13 protein-coding genes are annotated in these 13,415 nt (G+C 72.8%); 5 read left to right on the forward strand and 8 right to left on the reverse strand.

Features of this window, described 5'->3' with window-relative positions; genetic code table 11:
* The 4 genes from BN344_RS20875 to BN344_RS16935 all read right to left on the reverse strand — a co-directional run.
* Positions 1–788, reverse strand: a 788-nt coding sequence (locus tag BN344_RS20875) for a coiled-coil domain-containing protein (protein WP_414625673.1), incomplete at its 3' end; no start/stop codon positions are given.
* A gap of 177 nt (positions 789–965) precedes the next feature.
* Entirely contained in the window at positions 966–2,501 is a 1,536-nt protein-coding gene (locus tag BN344_RS16925; protein WP_040339661.1) for an AMP-binding protein, read from the reverse strand.
* A 73-nt stretch (positions 2,502–2,574) separates the two neighbouring features.
* Positions 2,575–3,492, reverse strand: coding sequence for a glutaminase A (gene glsA / locus BN344_RS16930; RefSeq protein ID WP_040339662.1), 918 nt, complete (start codon positions 3,490–3,492; stop codon positions 2,575–2,577).
* 5 nt (positions 3,493–3,497) lie between these two features.
* Entirely contained in the window at positions 3,498–4,253 is a 756-nt protein-coding gene (locus BN344_RS16935) for an SIR2 family NAD-dependent protein deacylase (RefSeq protein WP_040340088.1), read from the reverse strand.
* 119 nt (positions 4,254–4,372) lie between these two features.
* Here BN344_RS16935 and BN344_RS16940 point away from each other — a divergent pair, with 119 nt between their 5' ends.
* From BN344_RS16940 to BN344_RS16950, 3 genes are all read left to right on the forward strand, one after another.
* Positions 4,373–7,228 (forward strand): aconitate hydratase, encoded by a 2,856-nt coding sequence (locus BN344_RS16940; protein ID WP_040339663.1) that lies wholly within the window; start codon positions 4,373–4,375, stop codon positions 7,226–7,228.
* On the forward strand, positions 7,228–7,983 hold the full coding sequence (locus BN344_RS16945; RefSeq protein ID WP_040339664.1) for an SDR family oxidoreductase: 756 nt from the start codon (positions 7,228–7,230) through the stop codon (positions 7,981–7,983). Before BN344_RS16940 ends, BN344_RS16945 begins: the two co-directional genes overlap by 1 nt.
* A gap of 65 nt (positions 7,984–8,048) precedes the next feature.
* The gene (locus BN344_RS16950; protein WP_040339665.1) at positions 8,049–8,756 is read left to right on the forward strand and encodes a sirohydrochlorin chelatase; all 708 of its coding nucleotides are present in this window, start codon (positions 8,049–8,051) and stop codon (positions 8,754–8,756) included.
* Here the strand turns inward: BN344_RS16950 and BN344_RS16955 are convergent.
* Both BN344_RS16955 and hppD read right to left on the reverse strand, forming a co-directional pair.
* Entirely contained in the window at positions 8,708–9,922 is a 1,215-nt protein-coding gene (locus BN344_RS16955; RefSeq protein WP_040339666.1) for a homogentisate 1,2-dioxygenase, read from the reverse strand. The two genes, BN344_RS16950 and BN344_RS16955, sit on opposite strands and share 49 nt — an antisense overlap.
* Complete coding sequence (hppD, locus tag BN344_RS16960; protein WP_040339667.1) at positions 9,922–11,127, reverse strand: 4-hydroxyphenylpyruvate dioxygenase; 1,206 nt, start codon at positions 11,125–11,127, stop codon at positions 9,922–9,924. The genes BN344_RS16955 and hppD overlap by 1 nt, the downstream gene beginning before the upstream one ends.
* A gap of 166 nt (positions 11,128–11,293) precedes the next feature.
* Between hppD and BN344_RS16965 the strand changes: the two genes are divergently transcribed.
* Together BN344_RS16965 and BN344_RS16970 are read left to right on the forward strand one after the other, a co-directional pair.
* Positions 11,294–11,800: an Lrp/AsnC family transcriptional regulator gene (locus BN344_RS16965; protein ID WP_040339668.1), complete on the forward strand. Its 507-nt coding sequence runs from the start codon at positions 11,294–11,296 to the stop codon at positions 11,798–11,800.
* Between the two features lie 55 nt (positions 11,801–11,855).
* Complete coding sequence (locus tag BN344_RS16970; RefSeq protein WP_040339669.1) at positions 11,856–12,584, forward strand: DUF881 domain-containing protein; 729 nt, start codon at positions 11,856–11,858, stop codon at positions 12,582–12,584.
* On the opposite strand, the gene BN344_RS20880 is transcribed toward BN344_RS16970, so the two are convergent.
* Positions 12,581–12,970, reverse strand: a complete 390-nt coding sequence (locus tag BN344_RS20880) for a sulfurtransferase (protein WP_166518264.1) — start codon at positions 12,968–12,970, stop codon at positions 12,581–12,583. The two genes, BN344_RS16970 and BN344_RS20880, sit on opposite strands and share 4 nt — an antisense overlap.
* Before the next feature lie 148 nt (positions 12,971–13,118).
* Positions 13,119–13,415: a sulfurtransferase gene (locus tag BN344_RS20885; protein WP_231486958.1), complete on the reverse strand. Its 297-nt coding sequence runs from the start codon at positions 13,413–13,415 to the stop codon at positions 13,119–13,121.

The following is a 13,415-nucleotide window of genomic DNA, read 5'->3' on the forward strand; positions in this document are numbered from 1 at the left end:
GTGCGGGCGGACGCGGCTCGCTCGGCGGCGGCCCGCTCCCCCACCAGCGTCGTCAGCTGCTGCTGGGCGACGACGAGTTCGGCCTGCACGCTCGCCTGCTGGATGACGAGCTCCTGCTGCTGGGCGCGAGCGCTCACCTCGGCCGTGCGGGCGACCTCGAGCGACTGCTGCGCCTCTTGCTGCAGGTTGTCGGCCTCGACCGACGCGGCGCGGGCCACGACGTCGGCCGCCGTCGCCTGCTCCTGGAGGACCGTGACCCTGACGAGGACGTCGGTGCGGTGGCTGCCGGCCGCCTCGAGCAGCGCGGCGCGCTCGATCAGCTGCGCCGGGCTGCCTGCGGTGAGCAGCGCCGCGGCGCCGGGGCTGGTGCTGCCCTCCATGTAGGTACGGCGGGCGAAGGCGACGAGGTCGTCGCGGGCGACACCGAGCTCCGCGGTCGTGGCGGCGGCGGTGGCCGCTGCTGCCTCGGCGTGGGCGCGGGCGGCCTCGGCGGCGGCTTCGGTGGCCTGGAACTCGTCGAGCGCGATGAGGGCTTGGGTGCGGGCGTCGTCGACGACGGCCTCGGCGTCGGCCAGCTCAGCGTTGAGGGCGCCGATGCGCTGGGCCACGGCGTCGGCCTGGGCCTTCGCGCCGGCGATCTCGCTGTCGGAGGGGCGGCGGGGGGTGGCGTCGGCGACGGCCGGCGTCAGCCCGAGGAGGATCGCGGCGGCGACGGCCGTGCCACCTATGCGCAGCGCTGCACGGCGCCGTGCCGACCACGCGTGCGTGTTCGGGGTTGCGCTGTCCACGACGGGGACCTCTTCCGGTCTGCTCGGCGATGGGCACCGGGGAGTGGTGCCACCACCGTGGAGATCGGTGTCACGGAGGACGTCGTTGAGCGCGCCTCACCCCTCGGGGTGAGACGACACGACCAGGTGACGAGCCGGAGCGGCCACCCTTCAGGGGCCCGCGCCCGGGACGAGGCCTTAGTTGACCTGGCGCTCCGAACCGGCCCAGAACTCGTCGCGCAGCTTGAACTTCTGGATCTTCCCGGTCGCCGTCCGGGCCAGTTCGTCGCGGAACTCCACCCGCTTCGGGATCTTGTAGCCGGCGATCTTCCCGCGGCAGTGGGCGACGATGTCCGCCTCGGTCACCTGCTCGCCCTCGGTGACGACGACGATCGCGGTGACCATCTCGCCCCACTTGTCGTCGGGCACCCCGATGACGGCGACCTCCGCCACCGCCGGGTGGGAGAACACGGCGTCCTCCACCTCGATCGAGGAGACGTTCTCCCCGCCGGTGATGATCACGTCCTTCTTGCGGTCGGAGATCGTGACGTAGCCGCCGTCGTCGATCGATCCGCCGTCGCCGGTGTGGAACCAGCCGCCTTCGAGCGCCTCGCCCGAGGCGTCCGGGTTCTCCCAGTAACCGGCCAGCACGGTGTTGCCCCGCGCCAGGACCTCCCCCGACTCGCTGACCGACAGGCGGGTGCCGAGCGCCGGCACGCCGGCCCGCGACAGCCGCTTCGCGCGCTCCTCGGCGTCCAGGCCGTCGTACTCCGCCCGCGGCCGGTTGATCGTGAGGAGGGGTGCGGTCTCGGTGAGGCCGTAGATCTGGTTGAACTCCCAGCCGAGCTCCGCCTCGACCCGCGCGATGGTCTTCGACGGCGGAGGCGCACCGGCCACGATGATCCGCACGCGGTCCCTGCCGGGGATCTCGCCGTCCCAGTCGGCCGCGGCGTCGAGGACCGCGTTCCAGACGGCCGGGGCGCCGGCCATCAGCGTGACGCCGTGCTCCTCGACACGGCGCAGAATCTCGGGGCCGTCGACCTTGCGCAGCACGATCTGCTTCGCCCCGAGGCCGGCCATCGTGTACGGCAGCCCCCAGCCGTTGCAGTGGAACATCGGCAGCGTGTGCATGTAGACGTCGCGGTCGCTGACCTGCATGTGCATGCCGAAGGTGACGGCGTTGACCCACAGGTTGCGGTGGGTCATCTGCACGCCCTTGGGCCGGGCGGTCGTGCCGGACGTGTAGTTGATGGTGGCCGTCGCCTCCTCGTCCGGCTCGGCCCACGGGCGGGGCTCGGCGTCGAAGCGGAGCAACTGCTCGTACTCCTCGCCGGTGCCGAACCGGTGCTCGGCCTGCACGCGCTTGAGCGACGTCTCCAGCTCCGGGTCGACGAGCAGCACCCGCGCCCCGGAGTGGCCGACGATGTACTCGACCTCCTCGGGCGACAGCCGAAAGTTGATCGGCACCGCGACCCGGCCCGACGACGGCACCGCGAGCAGCAGCTCGAGCAGCCGTGCGGCGTTGTGGCTGACGATCGCCACGCGCTCGCCCGGCCCGATCCCCAGCGAGTCCAGCCCCGCCTGCAGCGCCCTGCCCCGCCGCGCCACCTCGCGGTAGCTGACCTCACCCAGCGACGGCGCCGGCTGCGCCGGTTCGTCGACGATGCCGACCCGGTCGCCGTAGACGAGCTCCGCACGGTCGAGGAAGTCGCGGGTGGTCAAGGGCACGCGCATGCCGGGCTCCCGAGGGTCGCGGCCGGCTGTCCCACCGGTCGCTCGACGTGGTGCCCGTCACGCTAGCCGCCGGCTACAGCAGCGACAGCCCCAGCCGCTCGCTGAGCATGTGCAGTGCCGCCCGCCCGGCCCGGGAATTGCCGGCCGAGTCCAGCGGGGGCGACCAGGCGGCGATGCCGAACCGGTTCGGGACGTCGCCCATCACCGCGCCGTCGACGCCGCTCTTGCAGGGGAAGCCCACGTCGTAGGCGAACTGGCCGGCCGCGTCGTAGGTGCCGCAGGTCATCATCACCGCGTTGACCCGTCGCGCCAGCGGCTCGGTCAGCACCCGGTTCCCGGTCCTCGGGTCCACCCCGTCGTTGGCGAGGAACCGGGCGGCCCGGGCCAGCTGCCGGGTGGTCACCCGCAAGGCGCACAGCCGCGCGTAGACGTCCACGACCTCCTCGACCGGGTGCGTGAAGTTGTCGAAGGAGCTCATCAGGTGCCCCATCGCCAGGTTCATGGAGCTGCCGGCGCGCTCCTTCTCGACCGTCTCCTGGTCCGGCTCGAGCCGCTCCCCGACCAGGTCGGACAGCAGATCGGTCACGGCGGCCTGCGCCGCGTCCGCCGAACCGGTCGCCTCCACCAGCACGTCGGTCACGACGACCGCCCCCGCGTTGATGAACGGGTTCCGGGGCATGCCGTGCTCCCGCTCGAGCTGGACCAGCGAGTCGTAGGGGTCACCGGACGGCTCGACACCGACCCGCCGGAAGACCTCCTCCCCGACGTGCTGCAGCGCCGTCGCGAGCGCGAACACCTTGACCACGCTCTGCACCTCGAAGCCGACATCGGCGTCGCCGGCGACGTGCTCGGTGCCGTCGAGCTCGGACAGCGCCAGCGCGAATCGGTCGGGGCCCGCCCCCGGATCGGCCACCTGGTCGTCCTCGGCCAGCGGGCGGGCCTCGGCGGCCACCCGGTCGAGCACGTGGGTGAGGTCCTGGTCGTCTGCCACGCCGATCAGCGTGCCAGGAGCCGCGGAAGCGACGTCCCGATCGGCTCGGAGACCACGAGCGAGGCGACGTCGTCGTACGGCGTCGGTTCGGCGTTGACGATGACGACGTGGGCGCCCGCCCGCGCCGCGACCTCCACCAACCCGGCGACGGGCCACACCTGCAGCGAGGTGCCGACGGCGAGGAAGACGTCGCAGTCGCGGGCCGCCTCGACCGCCGCATCGATGGTCCGGCCGTCGAGCTCCTGCCCGAAGCTGATCGTCGCGGACTTCAGCATGCCGCCGCACTCGAGGCAGGCAGGATCGGGCTCACCCGCCGCCATCCGCTCGAGCGCCTCGTCCATCGTGGTGCGCGCCCGGCAGCCGAGGCACTCCACCTCGTGCACGGTGCCGTGCACCTCGACCACGCGCTCGGGCGAGGAACCCGCCGCCTGGTGCAACCCGTCGACGTTCTGCGTGACGATCGTGCGCAGCCGCCCCTGCCGTTCCAGGTCGGCCAGCGCGGCGTGCCCCGCGTTGGGCCGTGGCTGCAGTGCCCGCATGTCGCGCCGCATCAGCCAGGCCCGCCGCCGGATGTCCGGGTCGGACACGTAGTACGAGAGCGTCGCCAGCTTCTCGGCCTCGGGGTTCTTCGTCCACACCCCGTCGGGCCCCCGGTAGTCGGGGATGCCGCTGTCGGTCGAGATGCCCGCGCCGGTGAGCGCGGTGATCCGCTCGGCGGCGGTCAGCCAGGTGGGCAACGGTTCGGGGACGGCGCCGGTCACGCCGTCCACGGTAAGGGTCGCCTCACCCGGTGCGTTGTTGCGTGAGCTGGGATGATCGGGGGTGGACACGAGCGCGACGAACCAGCCGCGACGAACCATCGAGGGGTAGGCGCAGAAGAGTGGCAGCCAGCAAGGACAGCTTCGGAGCCCGGTCGACGCTCTCGGTCGACGGAACCGACTACGACATCTACCGACTCGACGCGGTGGAGGGCTCCGAGAAGCTGCCCTTCAGCCTGAAGGTCCTCCTCGAGAACCTCCTGCGCACCGAGGACGGCGCGGACATCACCGCCGACCACATCCGGGCGATCGCCAACTGGGACCCGTCGGCCGAGCCCGACCAGGAGATCCAGTTCACCCCGGCCCGCGTGGTCATGCAGGACTTCACCGGCGTCCCCTGCATCGTCGACCTCGCCACCATGCGCGAGGCCATGGCCGAGCTCGGCGGCGACCCGCAGAAGATCAACCCGCTCGCCCCGGCCGAACTGGTCATCGACCACTCGGTGATCGCCGACATCTTCGGCACCGAGGACTCGTTCCAGCGCAACGTCGAGATCGAGTACGAGCGCAACGGCGAGCGCTACCAGTTCCTGCGCTGGGGCCAGGGCGCCTTCAGCGACTTCAAGGTCGTCCCCCCGGGCACCGGCATCGTCCACCAGGTCAACATCGAGCACCTGGCCCGCGTGATCTTCCCGCGCCAGGAGGGTGACCGCGTGGTCGCCTACCCGGACACCTGCGTGGGCACCGACTCGCACACCACCATGGTCAACGGCCTGGGCGTGCTGGGCTGGGGCGTCGGCGGCATCGAGGCCGAGGCCGCGATGCTCGGCCAGCCGGTCTCGATGCTGATCCCCCGCGTCGTGGGCTTCAAGCTCTTCGGCCAGCTCCCGGACGGCGCCACCGCGACCGACCTGGTCCTCACGATCACCGAGATGCTGCGCGAGCACGGCGTCGTCGGGAAGTTCGTCGAGTTCTACGGCGAGGGCGTGTCCGCCGTGCCGCTGGCCAACCGCGCCACGATCGGCAACATGAGCCCGGAGTTCGGCTCGACCGCGGCGATGTTCCCCATCGACGAGGAGACCATCACCTACCTCAAGCTCACCGGCCGCTCGGCCGAGCAGGTGGCCCTGGTCGAGGCCTACGCCAAGGAGCAGGGCCTCTGGCACGACGCCTCCCGCGAGCCCGCCTTCTCCGAGTACCTGGAGCTGGACCTCGGCAGCGTCGTCCCGTCGATCGCCGGCCCGAAGCGCCCGCAGGACCGGGTCGCGATCACCGAGGCCAAGACCGCCTTCCGCGAGGCGCTCAAGGACTACGTGGCCGACGACGAGACCGGCGGCGAGGACCGCAAGCCCGGCGTCCCGGCCCAGGAGAAGCCCTACGGCGTCACCTCCTCCATCGACGACGCGGTCGCCAACACCTTCCCGGCGTCGGACCCCGTCGCCGAGCAGCACGGCAACGGCGAGGCCGGCAAGCCGCACACGGCCGTCACCGGCAACGGCAGTGGGCGCCGGCCGTCGAAGCCCACCCGCGTGGTCATGGAGGACGGCACCGAGACCGAGGTCGACCACGGCCACGTCGTGATCGCCGCGATCACCTCCTGCACGAACACCTCCAACCCGCAGGTGATGATCGGCGCGGCGTTGCTGGCCAAGAACGCCGTCGAGCGCGGGCTGACCAGCAAGCCGTGGGTGAAGACGACGCTGGCCCCCGGGTCCAAGGTCGTCATGGACTACTACGAGAAGGCCGAGCTCACCCCGTACCTGGAGAAGCTGGGCTTCTATCTTGTCGGCTACGGCTGCACAACCTGCATCGGCAACTCCGGCCCGCTCCCCGAGCCGGTCTCGAACGCGGTCAACGAGGCCGACCTCGCCGTCGTCTCGGTGCTCTCGGGGAACCGCAACTTCGAGGGCCGGATCAACCCCGACGTCAAGATGAACTACCTGGCGTCGCCGCCGCTGGTCATCGCCTACGCGCTGGCCGGATCGATGGACGTCGACCTGAACAACGACCCGCTCGGGCAGGACCAGGACGGCAACGACGTCTTCCTGCACGACATCTGGCCGTCGCCGCAGGAGGTCCAGCGGGTCATCGACCACGCCGTCTCCGCGGAGCAGTTCGGCCGCAGCTACGAGGACGTCTTCGCCGGCACCGAGCAGTGGCAGAACCTGCCCACCCCGACCGGCGACACCTTCGAGTGGGCCGAGGACAGCACCTACGTGCGGCGTCCTCCCTACTTCGAGGGCATGCCGGCCGAGCCGGCCCCGGTCGAGGACATCGCCGGCGCCCGCACCCTCGCGGTGCTCGGTGACTCGGTGACCACCGACCACATCTCGCCGGCCGGCTCGATCAAGGCCGACAGCCCGGCCGGGAAGTACCTGCGCGAGCACGGCGTGGACCGGCGCGACTTCAACTCCTACGGCTCGCGCCGCGGGAACCACGAGGTCATGATCCGCGGCACCTTCGCCAACATCCGGCTGCGCAACCAGCTGGTCCCCGGCACCGAGGGTGGCGTCACGAAGAACCACCTGACCGGCGAGACGACGACGATCTACGACGCCTCGCGCGCCTACATCGACGCCGGCATCCCGCTGGTCGTGCTGGCCGGCAAGGAGTACGGCTCGGGCTCGTCGCGCGACTGGGCGGCCAAGGGCACCGCGCTGCTCGGCGTCAGGGCCGTCATCGCCGAGAGCTACGAGCGCATCCACCGCTCGAACCTCATCGGCATGGGCGTGCTGCCGCTGCAGTACCCCGAGGGCCAGACCGCGGAGTCGCTCGGCCTGACCGGCGACGAGGAGTTCACGATCACCGGGATCACCGCGCTGAACGACGGCGAGATCCCGCGGACCGTGAAGGTGAAGGCCGGCGACGTGGAGTTCGACGCGCGCGTCCGGATCGACACCCCCGGTGAGGCGAACTACTACCGCAACGGCGGGATCATGCAGTACGTCCTGCGGTCCCTGCGCGGTACGGCCGCCTGATGGATCTGGGCCTGGGCGGTCGCGGCTACCTGCTCACCGGCGCGAGCCGGGGGCTGGGGTTCGCGACCGCCCGCGCCCTGGTCGACGACGGCGCCCGGGTGCTGATCAGCTCCCGGTCCGCCGAGTCGGTCGACGCCGCCGTCTCCTCGCTGGGGTCGGCGGCCTCCGGCGTCCCCGCCGACCTGGCCGACCCCGACGCGGCCGAGCGGCTCGTCACCGAGGCGCGCGAGCGGCTCGGGACCGTCGACGGCGTGCTCGTCTCGGTCGGCGGGCCCGCGCCCGGGACCGTGCTGACGACGCCGGAGGACGCCTGGCGGGCCGGCGTGGAGAGCGTGCTGCTCGGTCCGCTGCGGCTGGTCCGGGCACTCGTCCCGCACCTGGACGAGGGCGCGGTCATCGCCTTCGTGCTCTCCATCTCGGTGCGGCAGCCCATCGGTCACCTGGCGATCTCCAACGGCCTGCGCCCCGGGCTGGCGATGACCGCGAAGGCGCTCGCCGACGAGCTGGGACCGAAGGGCATCCGGGTCCTCGGCCTGCTCCCGGGAACGATCGCCACCGACCGGATCGCCGAGATCGAGGCGGCCTCCGGCGACGCCGCGGCGGCGCGCGCCCGCACCGAGGCGGGCATCCCGCTGCGCAGGGTCGGCCGCCCGGAGGAGTTCGGCCGGGTCGCCGCGTTCGCCCTCTCCCCCGCCGCCTCCTACCTGACCGGGATGATGATCGCCGTCGACGGCGGCATGACCCGCGCCCTGTGAAAAAGGACCCCCTCGCCCCCCACCACTCGCAGGCTCGCGGCGGGACACTGCGAGGGGGCCGACCGGTGCTCATTGCCTGCGCGCACGGCACGCGCAACCCGACCGGCCGACGGCTGATCGCCGAGCTGGCGCTGGCCGCGAAGCAGCTCCGGCCGGGCCTGGTCACCACGGCCGCGTTCGTCGACGTGCAGCCCCCCACCGTCGTCGACGTGGTCGCCGCACTGTCCGCCGAGGGCCGTCCCGCCGTCGTCGTCCCCCTGCTGCTGTCCGGCGGGTACCACGTGCACGTCGACATCGCGCAGGCCGTCGCCGGTGCGGACGGCACGGTCGCCGCCCGTCCGCTGGGTCCCGACCCGCGCCTGGCCGCGGTGCTGCTCGACCGGCTGGTCGAGGCCGGCGCCGACCCGGAGGACCCGCTCACCGCCGTCGTCCTCGCCGCGGCCGGGTCCAGCGACCCGCGCTCGGTCGCCGACGTCGAGAACACCGCAGACCTGCTCCAGCGCTCGTGGGCCGGCGCGGTGACCACGGGATATGGCTCCGCCGCGCAGCCGCCGGTGCCAGAGGCAGTGGCCGCGGCCCGCCGCGCCGGCGCCGAGCGGGTCGTCGTCGCCTCGTACCTGCTCGCCCCCGGCCACTTCCACGACAAGCTGGCCGGCGCAGGAGCCGACGTCGTCACCGCTCCCCTGCTGCCCGACGAGCGGATCGCCGCCGTCCTGCTCGACCGCTACGACGCCGTCGTGGAGGGCCCCCGGCCCGACCAGGACCAGGCGTAGCGGCCGTCGTCCACCGCACGCCCGCCCTCACCGAGGGCCAACGGCCGGAACGTGTCGACCATGACGGCGAGCTCGTCGAAGCGCTCGGCGCCCAGCGACGCCTCGACAGCGGCCGGCTGCGGGCCGTGCGAGTGCCCGCCCGGGTGGACGGTGATCGATCCCTTGCCGATGCCGGAGCCCTTGCGCGCCTCGTAGTCGCCGTCGACGTAGAACATGATCTCGTCGGAGTCGACGTTCGAGTGGTAGTAGGGCACCGGCACCGCGAGCGGGTGGTAGTCAACCTTGCGCGGCACGAAGTTGCAGATGACGAAGTTCTGCCCCTCGAAGACCTGGTGCACCGGCGGCGGCTGGTGCACCCGCCCGGTGATCGGCTCGAAGTCCGCGACGTCGAAGGCGTACGGGTAGAGGCAGCCGTCCCAGCCGACGACGTCGAAGGGGTGCTCCGGCACGACGTGCACCGTGCCGGCGAACCCACCCGGCCCGTCGCCGCGGTGCTTCACGTACACCTCCACGTCGGCGCCCTCGGCCAGCAGCGGCTCGGCCGGCGTCCGCAGGTCGCGCTCGCAGTAGGGCGCGTGCTCGAGGAACTGGCCGTAGCGGGAGAGGTAGCGCCTGGGTGGCGCGATGTGGCTGCTCGCCTCGATCGCGTAGGTCCGCAGCGGCTCGTCGCCTGTGGGCAGCCAGCGGTGCGTGGTCGCCCGCGGGAGGACGACGTAGTCGCCGGAGCCCACGTCGAGGGCGCCGAACACCGTCTCGACCGTCGCCGTCCCCCGCTCGACGAAGACGCACTCGTCGCCGGTGGCGTTGCGGTACAGCGGACTCGCCAGGCTGCTCATCGCGTAGGAGATGCGCACGTCGGCGTTGCCCAGCACCAGCCGCCGGCCCGTCACCGGGTCGGCCGCCTTGTGCTCCTCGCCCGGGAACAGGTCGTGCAGCTTCAGGTGCCGCGGGAGCAGCGGGCTGTTCGGCGTCGTCGCCTGGTCGGGCAGCTCCCAGGGACGCGCGTCGACCAGCGACGACGGGACGCCACGGTGGTACAGCAGCGAGGAGTCCGACGAGAAGCCCTCCTCCCCCATCAGCTCCTCGGAGTACAGCCGCCCGTCGGGCCGCCGGAACTGCGTGTGCCGCTTCTGCGGCACCTCCCCCACCTGCCGGTAGTGCGCCATCAGAAGTTGCCGCGGCGTTCCTGCTCGCGCTCGATCGCCTCGAAGAGCGCCTTGAAGTTGCCCTTGCCGAAGCCGAGGGAGCCGTGCCGCTCGATCAGCTCGAAGAACACCGTGGGCCGGTCGCCGGTGGGCCTGGTGAAGATCTGCAGCAGGTAGCCGTCCTCGTCCCGGTCGACCAGGATGCCGCGCGCCTGGAGCTCCTCGATCGGCACGCGGACGTCGCCGATGCGCGCCCGCAGTTCCGGGTCCTCGTAGTACGACGCGGGTGTCGCCAGGAACTCCACGCCCTCGGCGGTCATCGCGTCGACCGTGGCCACGATGTCGTTGGTGGCGAGCGCGACGTGCTGTGCGCCCGGGCCGCCGTAGAACTCGAGGTACTCGTCGATCTGCGACTTCTTCGCAGCGACCGCCGGCTCGTTGAGCGGGAACTTCACCCGGTGGTCGCCGTTGGCCACGACCTTGCTCATCAGCGCCGAGTAGTCCGTGGCGATGTCGTCGCCGATGAACTCGGCCATGTTGGTGAAGCCCATGACCCGGTTGTAGAAGTCGACCCAGCGGTCCATCGCGCCGAGCTCGACGTTGCCGACGACGTGGTCGACCGCCTGGAACAGCCGCTTCGGTGCACCCGGGCGCTTCCGGAAGGACGACGTCCGGGCCACGTGGCCCGGGAGGTACGGGCCCGAGTAGCGCGACCGGTCGACGAGCGTGTGCCGCGTGTCGCCGTATGCGGCGATGGAGGCCAGGCGCACGGTGCCGTGCTCGTCGGCCAGGTCCCGCGGCTCCTCCAGGACGGTGGCGCCCTGGGCCCGGGCGTGCGCGATGCAGCGGTCGACGTCGGGAACGGCGAGCGCGATGTCGACGATCCCGTCGCCGTGCGCGCGGTGGTGGTCGGCCAGCGGGCTGGCCGGGTCGTAGGCGCCCTGGACGACGAACCGCGCCGAGCCCGAGGTGAGGACGAACGAGTGGTGGTCGCGGTTGCCGGTCTCGGGTCCGGAGTAGGCGACGAGCTCCATGCCGAACGCGGACTGGAAGTAGTGCGCCGTCTGCACCGCGTTGCCCACGACCCAGACCAGACCGTCCCAGCCGCTGACCGGGAACGGGTCGGCCGAGGCGTCGTACTCCACCAGGCCGACGAGCTGCTCCAGCTGGCGCAGGTCGAGCCCGGCCAGGCGCTCCTCGTCGTTCAGCGTCTGCTCCAGCGACATCGTTCCCCCTCCGTCTCCCCGGTGTGTGCACCGTCACAGCACACCGCGGGCCCGGGGCCGCGCAAGAGCGACCACTCTTCCTGGCACTCCTGCGCAACGGGGCTAGCAGTCTGGCGCCTGTGATGTGCAGACTGCACAGCTCCTGGACGATCAGCCGGAGGCCCCGATGGCGGAGAAGCGCATCCTGGACACCCTCGACGTCGCGCTGCTCGACGCGCTCCGCGAGCACCCGCGGGCGGGCCTCCTGGAGATCGCGCGGATCGTGGGCGTCGCCCGCGCCACAGCCACGGCACGGCTGCAGCGACTGGAGGAGGCCGGCGTCGTCACCGGCTTCGGGCCCGACGTCGACGTCGCCGCTGCGGGCTTCGGCGTCCAGGCGTTCGTGACGCTGGAGATCGCCCAGGGTGCGCTCGAGGAGGTGCACGCCGAGCTCGCCGCCATCCCCGGCATCCTCGAGGCGCACGCGACGACCGGCAGCGGCGACGTCCTCTGCCGGGTCGCCGCCTCCTCGCACGAGGCGCTGCAGCAGATCCTCGTGGAGCTGAACCGCTCACCGTCGGTCGTGCGGTCGACCAGCGTGGTCGCGCTGTCCTGCGTGGTGCCGTGGCGCACGCTGCCGCTGCTGCGTTCGGAGGCGGTCAGCGGGTCCGGCCGCGCGCCGGGATACCGCTGACCCGCGAGGGCAGCGGCCCGGGAACCGCCCGCCGGTGACCTACTGTGGGGCCACGATGAGCGACCCCACCGGTGCGGTGCCCGAGGCCGCGACCACGCCCGACCCCGGCACGACGCCGTCGGGCGGCCGGCGCTGGAACCGCACGGTGTCCGGCATCGTGACGGCCGCCCTGTCGCTGGCGCTGGGCTTCGGCCTCGTCGTGCAGATCCGCAGCACCGGTGAGGCCGAGGAGCTCGCCGGCGCCACCGAGGACGACCTGGTGCGCATCCTCGACGACCTCGACACCCGCGAGGAGCAGCTCCGCGGGCAGCTCGCCGAGCGGGAACGGGCCGTCGAGGAGCTCAGCGACGGCCGTTCCCAGTCGGGTTCCGCCCTCGCCGAGGCGCAGCGCCGCGCCGACGCCATCGGCGTCCTCACCGGCACCCTGCCGGCCCGCGGGCCGGGCCTGCGGCTGATGATCCAGGACCCGGAGGGCGCGGTCACCACGGCCGTGCTGCTCGACGCGATCCAGGAGCTGCGCGGGGCCGGCGCCGAGGCGATCCAGGTGGACGGCGTCCGCGTGGTCGTCTCCAGCTACGTCGGCGGCACGCCCGGCGAGCTGACCGTGGACGGACAGGAGCTGAGCGCGCCCTACGAGATCCTGGCGATCGGCCCGCCGTCCGACCTGGAGGTGGCGCTCAACGTCTCCGGTGGCGTCGTCGCCGACGTCGCACGCGCCGGAGGGTCCGCCTCGGTCAGCCAGGTCGACGAGGTCGTGATCGACGCGCTGGTCCCCGGGAGCTAGCGCTCCGGGCCGGTCTCGACCGGGCGGTCGTGATCGGCCGACCACTGCGACCACGAGCCCGGCCACAACGCGGCGTCGATCCCCGCGACCGCCAGCGCCGCCACCTCGTGCGCCGCGGTGACGCCCGAGCCGCAGTAGACGCCCACCGTCGCGCCGGGCTCCGCGCCGAGCGCCGCGAACCGCCGCGCGAGCTCGTCGGGGTCGCGGAAGGTGCGCTCCGGCGTCAGGTTCTCCGTCGTCGGGGCGCTCACCGCCCCGGGCACGTGTCCGGCACGGGGATCGATCGGCTCGACCCCGCCGCGGTACCGCTCTCCCGCCCGCGCGTCGAGCAGCACACCACCGGACGTGGGCAGCGCGGCCGCATCGTCGGCATCGAGCACCGGCATCCCCCCTCCGGTCAGGACGACGTCACCCGGGGACCCCTTCGACCTCGCCGACCTCGGCCGCCCTACCGGCCCCCGCCCCAGCGCCCATGGCCCCGCTGCAGGGACCCGCCACGAGCGTGCGAGTGGTGGGGGGCAGCGGGGTCCTTCTTCAGGCGCGGGCCGCGGCCAGTCCCCCGGAGGCGTCGTAGGCGACGACCGGCACGTCCGCCCGCACGCCCCAGCGGCGCGCGGCTCCTTGCAGTCGCTGCAACGACGGCAACGGATGCCGCCCCTCCGCGGCCGACGGCGGCCCGGCGAGCTCGGTCTCGAGGTCGACGTACACCGCGCCCGGCAGGTGGCCGGCCAGGTAGTGCTCGCGACCGTGCGGATCGCCCAGCGCCCAGCGGACGTCGAGCAACGTGACCGGTCCGCCGGCGGCCAGCAGCTGCCCTGCGGACAGCAGCAC

It is taken from the genome of Candidatus Blastococcus massiliensis AP3 (assembly GCF_000582785.1).
In the GTDB taxonomy this organism is placed as follows: domain Bacteria; phylum Actinomycetota; class Actinomycetes; order Mycobacteriales; family Geodermatophilaceae; genus Blastococcus; species Blastococcus massiliensis.

What these genes read in the sequence shown, in the direction of transcription:
- hppD (WP_040339667.1), bottom strand. Translation starts at nt 11,127, where the DNA reads ATGTCGCTGGAGCAGACGCTGAACGACGAGGAGCGCCTGGCCGGGCTC.
- BN344_RS16945 (WP_040339664.1), top strand. Translation starts at nt 7,228, where the DNA reads ATGGATCTGGGCCTGGGCGGTCGCGGCTACCTGCTCACCGGCGCGAGC.
- BN344_RS16925 (WP_040339661.1), bottom strand. Translation starts at nt 2,501, where the DNA reads ATGCGCGTGCCCTTGACCACCCGCGACTTCCTCGACCGTGCGGAGCTC.
- BN344_RS16965 (WP_040339668.1), top strand. Translation starts at nt 11,294, where the DNA reads ATGGCGGAGAAGCGCATCCTGGACACCCTCGACGTCGCGCTGCTCGAC.
- BN344_RS16970 (WP_040339669.1), top strand. Translation starts at nt 11,856, where the DNA reads ATGAGCGACCCCACCGGTGCGGTGCCCGAGGCCGCGACCACGCCCGAC.
- BN344_RS20880 (WP_166518264.1), bottom strand. Translation starts at nt 12,970, where the DNA reads ATGCCGGTGCTCGATGCCGACGATGCGGCCGCGCTGCCCACGTCCGGT.
- BN344_RS16955 (WP_040339666.1), bottom strand. Translation starts at nt 9,922, where the DNA reads ATGGCGCACTACCGGCAGGTGGGGGAGGTGCCGCAGAAGCGGCACACG.